This is a genomic window from Streptomyces mirabilis, from assembly GCF_039503195.1.
Taxonomy (GTDB): Bacteria; Actinomycetota; Actinomycetes; order Streptomycetales; family Streptomycetaceae; genus Streptomyces; species Streptomyces mirabilis_D.
This window is the reverse complement of sequence record NZ_JBCJKP010000001.1, coordinates 7,152,058-7,167,813: the sequence shown is the minus strand read 5'-3', so window position 1 is coordinate 7,167,813 and position 15,756 is coordinate 7,152,058. Positions and strand designations below refer to the sequence as shown.

General features: G+C 70.7%; 11 protein-coding genes and 1 pseudogene. 5 read left to right on the top strand and 7 right to left on the bottom strand.

Annotated features, from left to right (window positions below):
* Window positions 1–24 precede the first annotated feature (24 nt).
* Window positions 25–1,458, top strand: coding sequence for a cytosine permease (locus tag AAFF41_RS32970; RefSeq protein WP_343325087.1), 1,434 nt, complete (start codon window positions 25–27; stop codon window positions 1,456–1,458).
* Here the strand turns inward: AAFF41_RS32970 and AAFF41_RS32965 are convergent.
* The 4 genes from AAFF41_RS32965 to AAFF41_RS32950 form a co-directional block, all read right to left on the bottom strand.
* Entirely contained in the window at window positions 1,405–2,637 is a 1,233-nt protein-coding gene (locus AAFF41_RS32965) for a KamA family radical SAM protein (protein ID WP_343325086.1), read from the bottom strand. The genes AAFF41_RS32970 and AAFF41_RS32965 overlap by 54 nt on opposite strands.
* A gap of 164 nt (window positions 2,638–2,801) precedes the next feature.
* Window positions 2,802–3,872: a hypothetical protein gene (locus AAFF41_RS32960; protein ID WP_319747104.1), complete on the bottom strand. Its 1,071-nt coding sequence runs from the start codon at window positions 3,870–3,872 to the stop codon at window positions 2,802–2,804.
* Between the two features lie 180 nt (window positions 3,873–4,052).
* Window positions 4,053–5,141, bottom strand: a complete 1,089-nt coding sequence (locus AAFF41_RS32955; protein ID WP_319747102.1) for a branched-chain amino acid aminotransferase — start codon at window positions 5,139–5,141, stop codon at window positions 4,053–4,055.
* 265 nt (window positions 5,142–5,406) lie between these two features.
* On the bottom strand, window positions 5,407–6,450 hold the full coding sequence (locus AAFF41_RS32950) for a 3-isopropylmalate dehydrogenase (protein WP_343325085.1): 1,044 nt from the start codon (window positions 6,448–6,450) through the stop codon (window positions 5,407–5,409).
* Window positions 6,451–6,592: 142 nt separating this feature from the next.
* On the opposite strand from AAFF41_RS32950, the gene AAFF41_RS32945 reads away from it, so the two are divergent.
* Window positions 6,593–8,161 carry a purple acid phosphatase family protein gene (locus AAFF41_RS32945; protein ID WP_343325084.1) on the top strand — a complete coding sequence of 523 codons (1,569 nt, stop codon included), beginning with the start codon at window positions 6,593–6,595 and terminating at the stop codon, window positions 8,159–8,161.
* Between the two features lie 108 nt (window positions 8,162–8,269).
* Here AAFF41_RS32945 and AAFF41_RS32940 read toward each other — a convergent pair whose 3' ends face one another.
* Both AAFF41_RS32940 and AAFF41_RS32935 read right to left on the bottom strand, forming a co-directional pair.
* Entirely contained in the window at window positions 8,270–8,398 is a 129-nt protein-coding gene (locus tag AAFF41_RS32940) for a hypothetical protein (protein ID WP_097286358.1), read from the bottom strand.
* A gap of 206 nt (window positions 8,399–8,604) precedes the next feature.
* Window positions 8,605–10,053 (bottom strand): DHA2 family efflux MFS transporter permease subunit, encoded by a 1,449-nt coding sequence (locus tag AAFF41_RS32935; RefSeq protein ID WP_319747099.1) that lies wholly within the window; start codon window positions 10,051–10,053, stop codon window positions 8,605–8,607.
* Window positions 10,054–10,119: 66 nt separating this feature from the next.
* Here AAFF41_RS32935 and AAFF41_RS32930 point away from each other — a divergent pair, with 66 nt between their 5' ends.
* The 3 genes and pseudogenes from AAFF41_RS32930 to AAFF41_RS32920 all read left to right on the top strand — a co-directional run bounded on the left by AAFF41_RS32930 (window position 10,120) and on the right by AAFF41_RS32920 (window position 13,478).
* Entirely contained in the window at window positions 10,120–11,076 is a 957-nt protein-coding gene (locus AAFF41_RS32930) for a LysR family transcriptional regulator (protein ID WP_319747097.1), read from the top strand.
* 105 nt (window positions 11,077–11,181) lie between these two features.
* Window positions 11,182–13,115, top strand: a pseudogene (locus AAFF41_RS32925) (glycoside hydrolase family 97 protein).
* A 156-nt stretch (window positions 13,116–13,271) separates the two neighbouring features.
* Window positions 13,272–13,478, top strand: coding sequence for a DUF5988 family protein (locus AAFF41_RS32920; protein WP_054234564.1), 207 nt, complete (start codon window positions 13,272–13,274; stop codon window positions 13,476–13,478).
* A 629-nt stretch (window positions 13,479–14,107) separates the two neighbouring features.
* Here AAFF41_RS32920 and pruA read toward each other — a convergent pair.
* Window positions 14,108–15,739, bottom strand: coding sequence for an L-glutamate gamma-semialdehyde dehydrogenase (gene pruA, locus AAFF41_RS32915; protein ID WP_099920514.1), 1,632 nt, complete (start codon window positions 15,737–15,739; stop codon window positions 14,108–14,110).
* Window positions 15,740–15,756 lie beyond the last annotated feature (17 nt).

Genomic DNA, 15,756 nt, shown 5'->3' with positions numbered 1-15,756 from the left:
GGCGGCCGTCGAAGGAGACCAGCCATGCCGATCGAACAGCGCGGAGTCGACACCATCCCCGACGAGGAACGGACCAGCGGGCCGGCGGACCTCGTCTCGATCCTGCTGGGGTCGAACCTCTGCCTCGGTGTGATCATCTTCGGCTGGCTGCCACCCTCCTTCGGGCTCGACTGGTGGTCGTCGGTGAGCGCGATCGTGGCGGGCACGGTGATCGGCACGGCGCTCACCGCGCCGCTCGCGCTGGTGTCGCTGCGCACGGCGACGAACCTCTCCACCTCCTCCGGCGCCCAGTTCGGGGTGCGCGGACGGCTGGTCGGCTCGGTCGCCGGGCTGCTGCTCGCCCTCGGCTACACCGCGCTGACCGTCTGGATCGGCGGCGATGTGATGGTGAGCGTGCTCGGCCGCCTGTTCGGGCTGCCGGCGAACGGACTGTCGTACGCCGTCGTGTACGCCGTCCTCGCCGCCGCCACCGTCGCGGGCGCGGTGTACGGCTACCGCGTGCTGCTCGCGATGTCCCGGGTCCTCGCGGTCGGCATGACCGCGCTCCTCGCGCTCGGTGTGCTCGCCTACGCGCCGCACTTCACCGCCGCCGCGCTCCCGGAGACCGGCGGCTATCTGCTGGGCTCGTTCTGGCCGACCTGGCTGCTGGCGGCGGTCGCGGCAGGCCTGTCCGGACCGATCGCGTTCATCACCCTGCTCGGCGACTACACGCGCTACATCTCCCCGTCCCGGCACTCCTCCCGTACGGTTCTGCACGCCACGTGGCTTGGCTTGATCGCCGGGCTGCTGGTCCCGCAGCTCTTCGGCACCTTCACGGCGTACGCCGCCCGCGCGGCCCTCGACTACGCGGGGCCGCTGGTCTCCGCCTCCCCCACCTGGTACCTGGTCCCGCTGCTGCTCGCCGCCTCCGCGGGGTCGGTCGGCAACGCGGGCCTGATGCTGTACTCCATGGGCCTGGACCTGGACGCGATCCTGCCGAAGGCCTCGCGCGCCCGGGCCACACTCACGGTCGCCGTCGTCGCGACGGTCTGTGTCTTCGTCGGCCACTACGCCTGGAACGCGCAGTCCGCGATGACGTCCTTCGTCCTTCTCCTGACCGCCATCGGCACCCCGTGGGCGGTCATCACCCTCATCGGCTTCGCCCGCTGCCGCGGAATCTACGACCCGGACGCCCTCCAGGTCTTCAACCGCCGCTCCCGGGGCGGCATCTACTGGTACCGCGCCGGCTGGAACGTCCAGGCGACGGTGGCCTGGGCCCTGGGCGCCTTCGCCGGCCTCCTCGCCGTCTCCCTCCCGTCGTACCAGGGACCGCTGCTGTCCCTCACCGGTGGAGTGGACTGCAGCTTCGTCCTGTCGGGCCTGGTCGGCGGCCTCGTCTATATGGCCCTCTCGCCGAAGCGGGCGTCACACCGGGTCGAGGCCGGGCAGGAACTGGCTCGCGCCGAAAGCGGGCTTTAGGTCGCTGAACCAGGTGGCGTTCTCGTCGTACGCGGCGAAGAACGGGCGGCCCACCAGCTCCGGGTCGCGGGCCTGGATGAGGTGGAGCACGAAGACCTTCTCACCGGCCACCTCCGTGATCCCGTCCACGCACACCTTGCCCGGCATCGCCGACATGACCGGGCCGCGCACGGTCCGCGCGAGGCCGGACACCTGGGCGTAGGCGTCGCGGAAGATCTGGTGACCGCGGGCGAGCGGCACCCCGAAGTAGCCCTGCGGGCCGGTGTCCCGCTCCACGAACTGGTAGTACGGCACCGCCCCCAGCGCGGTCGTCTCGTTCCACAGCCCGGCCCACGCCTCGGCACTGTCGTTGATGCCCCTGACCAGCGGCCCCTGACAGCGGATCACGGCACCCGTGTCACGCACCCGGCGCATCGCCTCCCGCACCACCGGGGGCCGCAGCTCCTGCGGATGGGTGAAGTGGGCCATCAGCGCGAGGTGGCGGCCGCTCGCGACGACCTTCCCGAACAGGCGGAGCACGTCGTCGGCGTCGCGGTCGGTGAGGAAACGGTACGGCCAGAAGGCGAGCGACTTGGTACCGATGCGGATCGACTGAATCGACTCGATCTCCAGGAGCGGTTCGACGTAGCGGCGCAGCACCTCGGTGCTCATCACCATCGGGTCGCCGCCCGTGATGAGCGCGCTGGTGACCTCCGGGTGGGCGCGCAGATAGGCGGATGTGGTGGCGATGTCGTCGGTGGCGATGCGCAGGTCGGACTCGCCGACGAACTGGGGCCAGCGGAAGCAGTACGTGCAGTAGGCGTGGCAGGTCTGGCCCTGGCGCGGGAAGATCAGCACCGTCTCCGGGTACTTGTGCTGGAGGCCGGTGAGGCGCCGCCCCTCGAGCACGGGGACGTTGGCGTCGAGCTGGCCGGAGGGGTGCGGGTTGAGCTTCATCCGGATCGCGTGGGCCGCGCGCAGGACGTCGGCCTTCGGGGCGTCCCGCGCCAGCAGCTCCGCCATCTGCTTGAGGTCGGGCTCGGGCAACATCTCGGCCTGCGGAAACGTGAGCCGGAAGATCGGGTCGTCGGGCACGGCCGACCAGTCGATCAACTCGTCGACCACGTAGGTGTTCGTACGGAACGGCAGGACGGCCGCCACGGCCCGCAGGGCGAGTCGCTCGGCGGGCGGCAGGGACACGCGCCGCAGCAGGCCGTCCAGGTCACGGGGCGTGAAGGCGCGAAAACGGGGGCTCGGGTGCGAAGACCGGGAGCTGGTGTCCGGAGATCGGAGACTCAGGTGCGCGGATCCGGGTCTCGCGGGCTGAGCGGGGTGGAGCGCTGAACTCATGTGTGCCGGGGCCTCTATTCCCTGACCAGGACCAACGGCCGCAACTCGACGAAGGCGCCCGCCGACGCATCGTACTTCTCCGCGAAGCGCTGCATGAGCAGCCCGTGCAGCTCGCTCTCGTCGTCCACGACGATCAGCTCGTGTGCGCCGGAGGCGGTCAAGGCGTCGCTGTAGGCGGAGAGTTGGTCGAGGCGGTGGCGGGCCATGTACGACACGAGGTCGTGTCCGGCGACGTACAGGCAGTCGTCCACGTAGACGAAACGACAGCTGAACGCCCGGCGGCCGTCGGTCGCGTCGACCAGGGTCAGCGGCAGATGGGTGAATCGCTCCATCGGCTTGCTCTGCTGCCACAGTTCGTCGAAGCGTTGTTCGACGAAGGTGCCGAGCGGGGAGTGGACGGCGACCTCCAGCTGGACTCCCTCGCCGGACAGACGCCCGACGGTCAGGAAGGAGACCAGGGAGCGCTCGTCCCAGCGGTAGAGGGTCACGCCGGGGGAGGTGGAGCAGAGGCGTACTTCGAGGAGCTGACGGGAGTTCTCGTCGAGCCGGAGCGCGAACCGGTCCAGCGTGCGCAGGTTGCGCATGATGTCGCGGCGGATGTCGGCGCTCTGCTCGCCCAGTTCACGGCCGCGCAGGATGACCGCGAGGGAGTCGGGGTCGAGGAGGAGGATCTGCACGCGGGCGCCGTGCCCGGTGGCCGCCTTGATGCCGCGGAAGAGGCGCTCGGAGAACTGCGGCCCGAACACGTTGGAGAAGGTGTCGAGGACCTTCACGTTCGAGGTCGAGCCGTAGACCTGGGCGCTGAACCACTCGTAGTCCAGCCGGGTGTGTTCGCGGACCCGGCCCTCCTGGGCGCGGCTGATCAGCGGGCCGATCACGAACACGGTGACGACGACGCCGACGATGTCGGTGCCGAGGTTGAGGGTGAGGTTCTCCTCGTAGTTGTCCATCCGCGAGCTGCTCCAGAGGAGGAGGGCTGCGACGGCGGCGAGCAGGACGAGGACGGTGAGGCTCTGGGGGCGGCGTGGGGTGCGTAAGGTGCGCAGCAGCCAGCGCAGTCGTGGTATCGGCGACCCTGCGCTCACCTGCGCTCCCTCCGTGCGGGCACACGGGAGGGCGGCACGCTCCCCCCGTGGAATCTGTGGATACCCGTGTCACGGAGCCGCTACGCGTCGAACGAACCGCCGGTCCCCGCACTCCTGTTGGGGAGAGAGGGACCGGCGGGAGGCGTGGGTTGCCGTGGACCCACGGGCGCGCGGACCGTCCTAGCCCAGCGGGTGCATCCAGCCGTGCTTGTCCTCGCTGATGCCGCGCTGGATGTCGAGGAGCGCCTCGCGCAGCTTCACGGTGACCTCGCCGGGCTCACCGCCGGACTGCTGCCACTCGGCACCGGTGCGCTTGACCGTGCCGACGGGGGTGATGACCGCGGCCGTGCCGCAGGCGAAGACCTCGGTCAGGGTGCCGTTCTCCGCGTCGCGCTGCCACTGGTCGATGGAGACGCGGCCCTCCTCGGAGGTGTAGCCGAGGTCGCGGGCGACGGTGAGGAGGGAGTCGCGGGTGACGCCCTCCAGGATGGAGCCGGTGAGGGAGGGGGTGATGATCCTGTCCCCGTACACGAAGTACAGGTTCATGCCGCCGAGCTCCTCGATCCACTTGTGCTCGACCGCGTCGAGGTAGCAGACCTGGGCGCAGCCCTGCTCGGCGGCCTCGGCCTGGGCGAGGAGGGAGGCCGCGTAGTTGCCGCCGGTCTTGGCGTCGCCCATGCCGCCGGGGACGGCGCGGACGTGGTCCTCGGAGACCCAGATGGAGACGGGCCTGACGCCGCCGGGGAAGTAGGCGCCGGCCGGGGAGGCGATGACCAGGAAGAGGTACTCGTTGGCGGGCTTCACGCCCAGGCCGACCTCGGTCGCGATCATGAACGGGCGCAGGTAGAGGGACTCTTCGCCGCCGTGCGCCGGGACCCAGGCGCAGTCCTGCTGGACCAGCACGTCACAGGCCTCGATGAACGTCTCCACGGGCAGCTCCGGCATGCCGAGCCGACGGGCGGAGGCCTGGAAGCGCCGGGCGTTCTTGTCCGGGCGGAAGGTGGCGACGGAGCCGTCGGGCTGGCGGTAGGCCTTGAGGCCCTCGAAGATCTCCTGCGCGTAGTGCAGGGTCATGTTCGCGGGGTCGAGGGAGAGCGGGCCGTACGGGACGAGCTGGCCGTCGTGCCAGCCGCGGCCCTCGGTCCACTTGATCGTCACCATGTGGTCGGTGAAGTGGCGGCCGAACCCGGGGTTGGCGAGGATCGCCTCGCGCTCCGCCGCGGAGCGGGGCTGCGAAGAGGGCTTGAGCTCGATCGTGGGCGTCGTCATGTGGTTGTCCTTCACCGGTTGTGTGTGACGGGCCGCGCTCACGCCTGTACTGCCAGTGGCCAGTACTAGGACGTCCGAGCATTCCCTCATTCCCGCGGCTCCGCGTTCGATTATCGCGCGCGCGAAGCCGTGGACGAAACGGGGTGAAGACGGCCCAGGGGTTGCCCAGGGGTTGTTGATGGTGACACCCGGCGAGGGCATAGGAAAAGCCGCCGGGTGCGGATGCGACCCGGCGGCTCCTACGAGACGTAAGTGGCGCGGCGGGTCAGCCGGCTACTCGTACGGCGAGCGCGTCGCCGATTTCCTCGGTGCTGCGGGTGGGCTTGCCCACGCGCTCGGCGAGGTCGGCCGAGACGGCGCCCTCGATGCGGGCGGCCTCGGCCTCGTAGCCGAGGTGGCGCAGCAGGAGGGCGACGGACAGGACGGTGGCGCTGGGGTCGGCCTTGCCCTGGCCCGCGATGTCGGGCGCCGAGCCGTGCACGGGCTCGAACATCGAGGGGAATTCACCGGAGGGGTTGATGTTCCCGCTCGCGGCGACGCCGATGCCGCCGGAGACGGCCGCGGCGAGGTCGGTGATGATGTCGCCGAAGAGGTTGTCGGTGACGATCACGTCGAAGCGCGCGGGGTCCGTGACCAGGTAGATCGTCGCTGCGTCCACGTGGATGTAGTCCGTGGTGACCTCGGGGAACTCCTCGGCCACCCTGTTGAAGACGTTCGTCCAGAGGTGACCCGCGAAGGTCAGCACGTTGTTCTTGTGGACCAGCGTCAGCTTCTTGCGCGGGCGGGCCTGGGCGCGGGCGAAGGCGTCACGGACGACTCGCTCGACACCGAAGGCCGTGTTGACGGAGACCTCGGTGGCGACCTCGTGCTCGGTGCCCTTGCGGATCGTGCCGCCGTTGCCCGTGTACGGGCCCTCGGTGCCCTCGCGGACCACGACGAAGTCGATCTCCGGCTGGCCCGCCAGCGGGGTGGCGACACCCGGAAGGAGCTTCGACGGACGCAGGTTGACGTGGTGGTCGAAGGCGAAGCGGAGCTTGAGCAGGAAGCCGCGTTCCAGGACGCCGGACGGGACCGAGGGGTCACCGATCGCGCCGAGCAGGATCGCGTCGTGCTGCTTGAGGGCGTCGAGGTCGGCCTCGGTGAGGGTCTCACCCGTGGCGTGGTAGCGCTTGGCCCCGAAGTCGAACTCCTTGGTCTCCAGCTTCACATCCTGCGGAAGGACGGCGGAGAGCACCTTCAGCCCCTGGGCCACGACCTCCTGGCCGATGCCGTCACCGGGGATCACTGCGAGATTGATGCTGCGAGACATGAAGGCACCGTACTCCGTGTCCCATGGAATGACACGAGGTGTCCGCCATCCGGACATCCTCGGGGTGTCGCGAACCGTTTCGTCGATGTGCGTTCACCCGTACGTATGGCGGGCGTTGGGACTTGCTGGGAAGTTCACCAGCATGGACCTTCCCGACTTCGGCATTCCGGAGCAGCTCGCGAGCCGGATGAGCATGGCGGAGCAGTACGAGTACCTGCGTACGAAGCTCACGCGGCGCCGCGCCCTGGTGTCGGCGGGTGCGTTCGCGGGCGGCGGGCTGCTGGCCGGCTGCTCGTCCCCGTCGGGAACGGTGAGGCGCGGCTCCGCCCCGAGCCCGAGCGTCACCGGGCAGGCGCACGGTTCCGTCGTCACCCCCTTCGGCCGTCACCTCGCCTTCGGCGCCGACCCGAAGACCCAGATGCGGGTCTCCTGGCAGGTGCCGCTCGCGGTCCGGAGGCCGTATCTGCGGGTGGGCACGCATCCCGGACAGCTGAGCCGGAAGGTCGGGGCCGAGGTCCGCGCCCTGCACACGCCGGGGGTCACGGGCGTACGGCCGGCACTGGACCAGTACTACGTGCACGCGGCCCTGGACGGTCTGCGGCCCGGCACGACGTACTACTACGGCGTCGGCCACGACGGCTTCGACCCGGCCTCGCCGGCGCACGGGTCGACCGTCGGCTCCTTCCGCACGGCGCCCGCGAACCCGGAGAAGTTCGTGTTCACCGCCTTCGGCGACCAAGGTGTCAGCTCGGCCGCGCTCGCCAACGACAAGGTGCTGCTGCGCCAGAACCCCGCCTTCCACCTCCACGCGGGTGACATCTGCTACGCGGACGGGACCGGGAGCGGCAAGAAGTCGGACGGGTTCGACCCCGGGTACTGGGACCTGTTCCTCAAGCAGACCGAACCGGTGGCGAAGTCGGTGCCGTGGATGGTGACGACCGGCAACCACGACATGGAGGCCTGGTACTCGCCGGACGGCTACGGCGGCCAGGCGGCCCGCTTCTCCCTCCCGGACAGCGGCTTCGACCCACGGACGGCACCGGGCGTCTACTCCTTCACCTACGGCAACGTCGGTGTCGTGGCACTGGACGCGAACGACGTGTCGTACGAGATTCCCGCCAACCAGGGCTACTCGGGCGGGCAGCAGACGAAGTGGCTGGACAGGAAGCTGGGCGAGCTGCGCTCCTCGGCGGCGGTGGACTTCATCGTGCTCTTCTTCCACCACTGCGCCTATTCGACGTCCGCGCACGCCTCCGACGGCGGGGTGCGCGCGGCGTGGCTGCCGCTGTTCGACAAGCACCAGGTGGATCTGGTGATCAACGGGCACAACCACGTGTACGAGCGGACGGACGCCGTCAAGAAGGGTGCGGTGGGCCGTGCGGTGCCGGTGGGCGGCTCGACGGATCCGACACGGGACGGGATCGTCTACGTCACGGCGGGCGGCGGCGGCAAGGATCTGTACGGCTTCCCGTCGGGCGTGAAGGACAGTTACGAGGGGCACGTCGGCCGCCACGAGTCGGTGAGCAGCTTCCACTGGACCAAGTCGCAGGACCAGCAGCGGGAGACGGTGGAGTGGTCCCGGGTGCGCTACGCCGGCTTCTCCTTCCTCTCGGTGGAGGCGGAGGCGGGCACGACGCCCCGGCTCAAGGTGTCGGCGCTCGCGGAGAGCGGCGGGCGCATCGACCACTTCGAGGTGCGGCGCGGTCACTGAGCACACGGCGGCGGCCGAGCACTCCGAGGTGCGGCGCGGGGCGTGGACCCCGCGCCGCACCCCGTGCGGGTGCGGCTCCCGGTATGGGGGTGGTGTGGTGCGGGCGGGTCAGTGACCCGTCTCGCCGCCGTTGTCCCTGCGGTCGAGGGCGCGCTGGAGGGCGGCGGCCGCGTTCTTGCGGTCGGACTCGCTCGTGCGGGACACGTGGCGGACTCGGCGGACGGTCGTCTCGGCCATGATGAATCGACTCCTTGCCTCCGGAAAGCGGCCCGGAACGGACCACCGGAAGTGCGATGAGGGAGGGATACGAGACGCCGGGGGCGGGGAACGGTGCCGCAGGGGTTGCCTGCCAGGGGCTCCGGCTCACGACCGCCATTCGCTTGGTCTAGCGAGACGTTCGGCTCCTACAAAACTAAGCGAGGAAGGGGCATCTGTCTCCACAGTTAGTCGGACTTCCTACTATCTGAGACGGTGGATTGGGTCACACGGCCCTGAGCTGGGACAACAGTGCGCGCGGCATCGCCCGCCGCCGGGTGCAGCCGCAGGGCGCCCGCCGTCGGAACGAGACACAGCACGCCGAGCACCACGAACGCGACGGCATACGCCGAGCGCGTCCCGTCCGTCAGCGCCGCGCCCCCGCGAAGCGCGACGGCGGTGACGGCCACGCCCAGCCCCGCGGCCAGTTGGTGGGAGGTCGCGAAGAGGGCGTTGGCGTCGCGCAGCCGCTCCGGCGGGGTCTCGCTGAAGGCGATGGTCGCGTAGCCGCTGAGGCCGACCGAACGGGCGACACCGGAGAGCACCGCGACGACCGCGATCACCGCGACCGGCGTCCCCCGGGTGAACAGCGCGCAGGCCGCGGTGGTGACCGCGAGCCCGAGCGTGGAGACGATCAGCAGCGGACGGAAGCCGAAGCGGTTGATCAGATACGTGGTCGCGGGCTTGACCCCGATGTTCCCGACGAAGACGAACAGCACCACCGCGCCCGACCTCACCGCGCTCCAGCCGAACACCTCCTGGAAGAGCAGCGGGAGGAGGAAGGGCAGGGCGGCGACGACCGCCATGGAGAGCGAGCCGTCGAGCGCCGACACGCGGAAGGACTGGACGTCCAGGGTGCGCAGGTTGACCAGCGGGTGCGGGGTGCGCAGCAGATGCCGCACGGCCGCGGCGAGCGCCACGACGGCGAGCGCGCCGACCGCCACCGTCCGGGCCTGAGCACCTCCGCCTCCGGCCGGGTCGGAGAGCAGGTGCGCGGTCCAGGTCAGGGCGGCGAGGCCGGTGCAGGTGAGCAGGGTGCCGACGAGATCAAGCGGGGGTATCTCGTCCCGCGGGGCCGGTGCGATGAGGCGGTGCGCGACGAGCAGGGCGACCACGCCGAGCGGCACGTTCAGCAGGAAGATCCAGTGCCAGGAGGCGTACGTGGTGATCAGGCCCCCGAGCAGGGGCGCGAGCACCGGGGCGACGAGGCCTGGCCACACGATGTACGCGACCATGCGCGGCAGTTCCCGCTTGGCGGTGCCGGTCAGGACGACCAGCCGGCCGACGGGCACCATCATGGCGCCGCCGACGCCCTGCAGCACACGGGTGCCGACGAGCGCGCCGAGGTTCGGGGCGAACGCGCAGGCGAGGGAGGCGAGGGTGAAGACCGTGATCGCGGTGAGGAAGACCCGGCGTGGGCCGAAACGGGCGGTGAGCCAGCCGGAGAGGGGGATGAGGACGGCGAGGGTGACGAGGTAGGCGGTGATGACCAGGCCCACGGAAGTGGGGGCGGTGTGCAGGTCCCGGGCTATCTGCGGAGCCGCGGTCGACACGATCGTGCCGTCCAGCATCTCCATGAAGAAGCAGCCCGCGACGAGGAGCGCGGTCGCGGTGCCGCGCCGGTGAGAATCCGTCATGGGTCCAGGTTCGGGGCGCCCATTGCTGCACACAAGGTCCGATTGCTTCACGTAGCCTTGCGTCCCATGCAGCATTCAGCGCATGCGTCGTCCGGGTCCGGGCTGACCGCTCCCCTCCCCGACATGAACCTCCTGCCCGCCCTCGACGCCCTGCTGCGCGCGGGAAGCGTGGCGGGTGCGGCGGCCGAACTGAACGTCTCCCCCTCGGCGATGAGCCGCACTCTGGGCCGGCTGCGCCGGGTGGTCGGCGACCCGCTCCTCGTCCCGTCGGGGCGGGGGTTGACCCTGACACCCCGCGCGCGGGAGATGCAGCCTCGGGTGCAGGCCGCGCTGGCGGGCGCGGTGGCGGCGCTGCGACCGCCGACCGACATCGAACTCTCCTCCCTGCGAAGGGAGTTCAGAATCCGTGCCAACGACGGGGTCGCCCTGTCCCTCGGCGCCCCGCTGCTGGAACTGGTGGCCCGGGAGGCACCCGGCGTACGGCTGCGACTGCTGCCCGAGGGCGAGGAGGACCCGGCGGATCTGCGCACCCATGTCGACCTGGACGTGGGCGAGTTGCCGGACCCGCTGCCACACGACGTGCGCGCCTCGACGCTGCGGGAACACCGGATGGTGGCGGTGGCGCGGGCCGGCGCGGAGTTCGCGGGCGAGCCGCTGACGCCGGAGCGGTTCGCCGCGCTGCCGCACATCACGGTGACGCGGCGCGGCCGGGCGCACAGCGTGGTGGACGAACACCTCGCCGGGCTCGGCCTGCGCCGCGACGTCCTGGCGACGGCCCCCACCTTCGGCGCGGCCTGCTTCTTCGTCCTGCGCACCGACGCCCTGGCGCTCGTCCCGGCGGAGGTCGCGAGGGAGGCGGCACGCTGGATGCCGCTGGCGGTGCTGGAGATTCCGCTGGACCTGCCGGGGTTCTCGTCGGGCCAGGCCTGGCACGTACGGCTGGACACGGATCCGGCGCACCGGTGGCTGCGCGGGGCGCTGACGCGGGTGGCGGAGGAGGTCAGGCGCGACATCGAAAATTGATCCTACCTCTGATGCGGTCAGACGCCTTGACAGGCCCATTGCGCACCTTCACTCTCACAATCATCGGATGACTACAGGTGATGACTGCGAGAAGGAGGGTTCCTGATGTCGGTCCAGTTACGCGCCCGCACCATCGTGTTGACGCTCTGCTCCACCCTGCTCGCCACGGCGGTGGCGGCGCTCCCCGCCCGCGCCGAAGGGACGGCGCGGGCCGCCTGGGAGGTGAAGGGGCCGCACGGCTCCCCGACGGCGGTCGTCGCGCTCGATCGGTCCGACGGACGTCCCACGCTCGCCGTCAGACGCGAGGGCAGAACGGTCCTGGAGCCCTCCCCCTCGGCCTGGTCACCGAACAGACCGACTTCTCCCGGGGGTTGACCCTCACCGGACGCTCCGAACGCACGATCACCGAGCGCTACACGAGCCCGACCGGCAAGTCCCGCGAGCGCGTCGCCCGCATGACCGAGGCCCGCTTTCGCTTCCGCACCGCCGACGGAGCCCGGCTCGACCTGGTGACACGAGTCGCCCGCGACGGCGTCGCCTACCGCTACGTCATGCCGCACAACCACGGCAACGTACTGCGCGAGGCCTCCGCCTTCACCCTCCCCACCGGCGCGAACGCCCTCCTCGGCGGCTACCGCGCCGACAACGAGCTCCGCTTCACCCGCTACGAGTCCGCGGCGGCGGCGCCGGCGGGCGCATACATGATGCAGGGCCTGTTCAGGACGGACGGGGGCAACGGCGCCGCCGCCGACGGCGACTACGCCCTGATCGCCGAGTCGGACGTCAACGGCACCTACGCGGGGGCCCATCTGACGCACACCGCGGACTCGTCGACGTACGGACTGAGTCTCTGGAACGACGAGCCGATCCTGACGACCGGCCCGCTCACCACCCCCTGGCGCGCGATCGTCACCGGTGATCTCGTCACCGTCACCGAGTCGACGTTCACCGACGACCTCGCCCCGGCGTCCCGGGTCCGCGACACCTCCTGGATCAAGCCGGGCCCGGCGCTGTGGACCTGGCTGGCGGGCGGCAAGGAGGCGGGACAGAGCCTGACCGCGCAGGAGAAGTACGTGGACTACGCGGCCGAGCGCGGTTGGCCGTACGAAGTGGTGGACGCGGGCTGGTACTACAAGACCGGCGACTGGGAGGTGATCGATCCCCGGTGGCAGACGGACAGCTGGATGCCGGAGCTGGTGCGCTACGCGGCGGCCAAGGGCGTGGGCATCCACGTCTGGCTGCACTACAGCCTGCTGACCGATCCCGTCGAGCGCGAGAAGTGGCTTTCCACGCTCGCGGGTTGGGGCGTCAAGGGCGTGAAGATCGACTTCATGGACTCGGAGTCCCAGGAGCGGATGCGCTGGTACGACGACGTGCTGGAGTCCACGGCCCGCCACCACCTCATGGTGAACTTCCACGGCTCGACGATCCCCAAGGGCATCCAGCGCACCTGGCCGCAGGTCATGTCGATGGAGGGTGTCGGCGGCGAGGAGAAGCGCAACAACACCGCGGAGCAGCTGGCCTCGCTCCCCTTCACTCGCAATGTCATCGGCTCCATGGACTTCACCCCGGGCGCCTTCCACCGCCCGTACCGCCCGAACGTCGCCTCGGACGCGGGTGAGCTGGGCCTGAGCGTCCTGTACGAGTCCGGGATCCAGAACCTCTCCGGCACCCCGGAGTCGTACGACGCGCGGCCCGAGGCCCGCCGCTATCTGGAGCAGCTTCCCGCCCGCTGGGAGGAGACCCGGCTGCTGACCGGCGATCCGGGCCGCTCGGCGGTCCTCGCCCGGCGCGCCGCCGACGGCCGGTGGTTCATCGGCGGCACGTTCACGGGCGCGGCCCGCACGGTCGACGTACCGCTGCGGCTGAGCGCGGGCCGCTGGCTGGTGGAGACCCTGACGGACGGTCCGTCGGGCCTGGTGCGCGAGACGCACGTCGTCCGGGGCGGCGGCACGCTGACCGTACCGGTGGTGGCGGACGGCGGCTTCGCGGCGCTCGCCTGTCGCGCGCGCGAAGGCCGTACGACCTGCGAGAACTGACCCACCTGAGCGACCCGTGGCTCCCCCGGTCCCGAACGGGGTCGGGGGAGCCGTTCGTGCACGGCGACCGCCGACGGCCGAGCAGCGGCTCGCCCACACGACTGATCCTCCGCGCGGCATGCGACATCGGGCTCCGGCAGGGGGAACGGTGACGTCATGAGCGACACGACCAAAGCACTGCTCGAGGGCGGCCCGGACGATCTGCCCGAGCGGATCGTCCCGGTCCCGCCTCCTGGAACGGACGTGAAGATCGAGCTGCGCGGTGGATACGAACACTTCAGGGCGACCCCGCGGCAGGCGGACACGCCGGAGGGCAGGCTGCCGGTGTACGAGTGGTGGGAGCGGACGGAGTTCGCCGGGTAACGCCACCTCCGCCGCGGCGGGGACGGCGGCCCACCGCAGGGCCGCCGTCACCGTCTCCCGAAAGCCCCTCGGATCCTCGGCCCACGGCAGGTGCCCGGTCTCCGGAAGGCACCCGGCGCACCCGGGGCAGCACCCTCTCCAGTGAGTCGACCGCCGAGCGCGGCCGGATGTCGAGCGCTCCGTCGACGACGACCACGGGCAGGTCGCGTTCTTGGCAGGCGGCGTACAGCTCCGGGGTGCCCCGGGTCCCGCTCGCGGTCCACGAACTCGGCGGACCACTGCAGCACCGCACGCTCCCGTTCCGCGGTCTCGGAGCAAACCGGACGGTCCGTCAACTCCTGCCAGCGGGCCATGCGTTCGGGGAGACCGGTCCGTCAGTGCTCCGGCCACGTCCTCGAACATGTCCCCCAGGCCGGGGCCGCCGTGGCACAGCACGAGCGGGGGGCCTTCACCCGACCGCTCCGCCCACAGACGCACTCCGTCGCCGGTCTCGACCGTCTCACTCCGCGTCCGGGCCATGGGGAGATTCTGCCCGCGGACGCCCGGAGACGGAGACGGGCCGGACATGGAGACGGGCCGGGAAGCCTGCCCGGAGGTCGGGCTTCCCGGCCCGGGTTCGGAAGGGCTGATCAGCCCATGTGCGGGTACGTGTAGTCGGTCGGCGGGACCAGGGTCTCCTTGATGGCGCGGGTCAGCGTCCAGCGCATCAGGTTCTGCGGCGCGCCCGCCTTGTCGTTGGTGCCGGAGGAACGGCCGCCGCCGAAGGGCTGCTGGCCGACGACGGCGCCGGTCGACTTGTCGTTGATGTAGAAGTTGCCCGCGGCGTAGCGGAGCTTCTCCATCGTGTACGCGGCGGCCGCACGGTCGCCCGAGACGACCGAGCCGGTCAGCGCGTAGTCGGACGCCGACTCCATCTGGGTCAGCATCTCGTCGTAGTTCTCGTCCTCGTAGACGTGCACGGCGAGGAACGGGCCGAAGTACTCCGTCTTGAAGACCTCGTTCTCCGGGTCCGAGCACTCCACGACGGTCGGGCGCACGAAATAGCCGACCGAGTCGTCGTACGAACCGCCCGCGACGATCGTGCAGGCCGGGTCGGTCTTCGCCCGGTCGATCGCCGCCTTGTTCTTGGCGAACGCGCGCTCGTCGATGACCGCGCCGACGAAGTTCGCGAGGTCGGTCACGTCGCCCATGGTCAGGTAGTCGACCTCGGCCGCGAACTCCTCCTTGAACCCGGAGTTCCAGATGGACGCCGGGATGTACGCGCGGGAGGTGGCCGAGCACTTCTGGCCCTGGTACTCGAAGGCACCACGGGTCAGGGCGGTCTTCAGAACCGCGCGGTCGGCGCTGGGGTGCGCGACCAGGAAGTCCTTGCCGCCGGTCTCGCCGACCAGACGCGGGTACGAGCGGTACTTCTCGATGTTGTTGCCGACCGTCTTCCACAGGTACTGGAAGGTCTTGGTCGACCCGGTGAAGTGGATGCCCGCGAGGTCGCGGTGCTCCAGGGCGACCTTGGAGACCTCGATGCCGTCTCCGGTGACGAGGTTGATGACGCCCTTGGGGAGACCGGCCTCCTCCAGGAGCCGCATGAGCAGCACGGCGGCGTGGGTCTGCGTCGGGGACGGCTTCCAGACCACGACGTTGCCCATCAGCGCGGGCGCGGTCGGCAGGTTGCCCGCGATCGCCGAGAAGTTGAACGGCGTGATCGCGTAGACGAAGCCTTCGAGCGGGCGGTGGTCGAGGCGGTTCCAGACGCCCGGCGAGTTGGCCGGGGGCTGCTCGGCGAGGATCTGGCGCGCGTAGGCGACGTTGAAGCGCCAGAAGTCGACGAGCTCGCAGGGGCAGTCGATCTCGGCCTGCTGGGCGGTCTTCGACTGGCCGAGCATGGTGGAGGCGGCCAGCGTCTCGCGCCAGGGGCCGGCCAGCAGCTCGGCGGCGCGCAGGATGATCGCGGCGCGGTCGTCGAAGGACATCGCGCGCCAGGCGGGCGCGGCGGCGAGGGCCGCGTCGATGGCGTCCTGCGCGTCCTGCTGGGTGGCGTGCGCGCCGGTGCCGATGACGGCCTTGTGGTTGTGCGGCTGCACGACCTCGAAGCGCTCACCGCCGCCGAGCCGCTTCTCGCCGCCGATGGTCATCGGCAGCTCGATCGGGTTCTCCGCCAGCTCCTTGAGCTTGGCCTCCAGGCGGGCGCGCTCGGGCGAACCGGGGGCGTAGCCGTGCACCGGCTCGTTGACGGGGGTGGGGACCTGGGTCACAGCGTCCATGGTTTCCGTAACTCCTT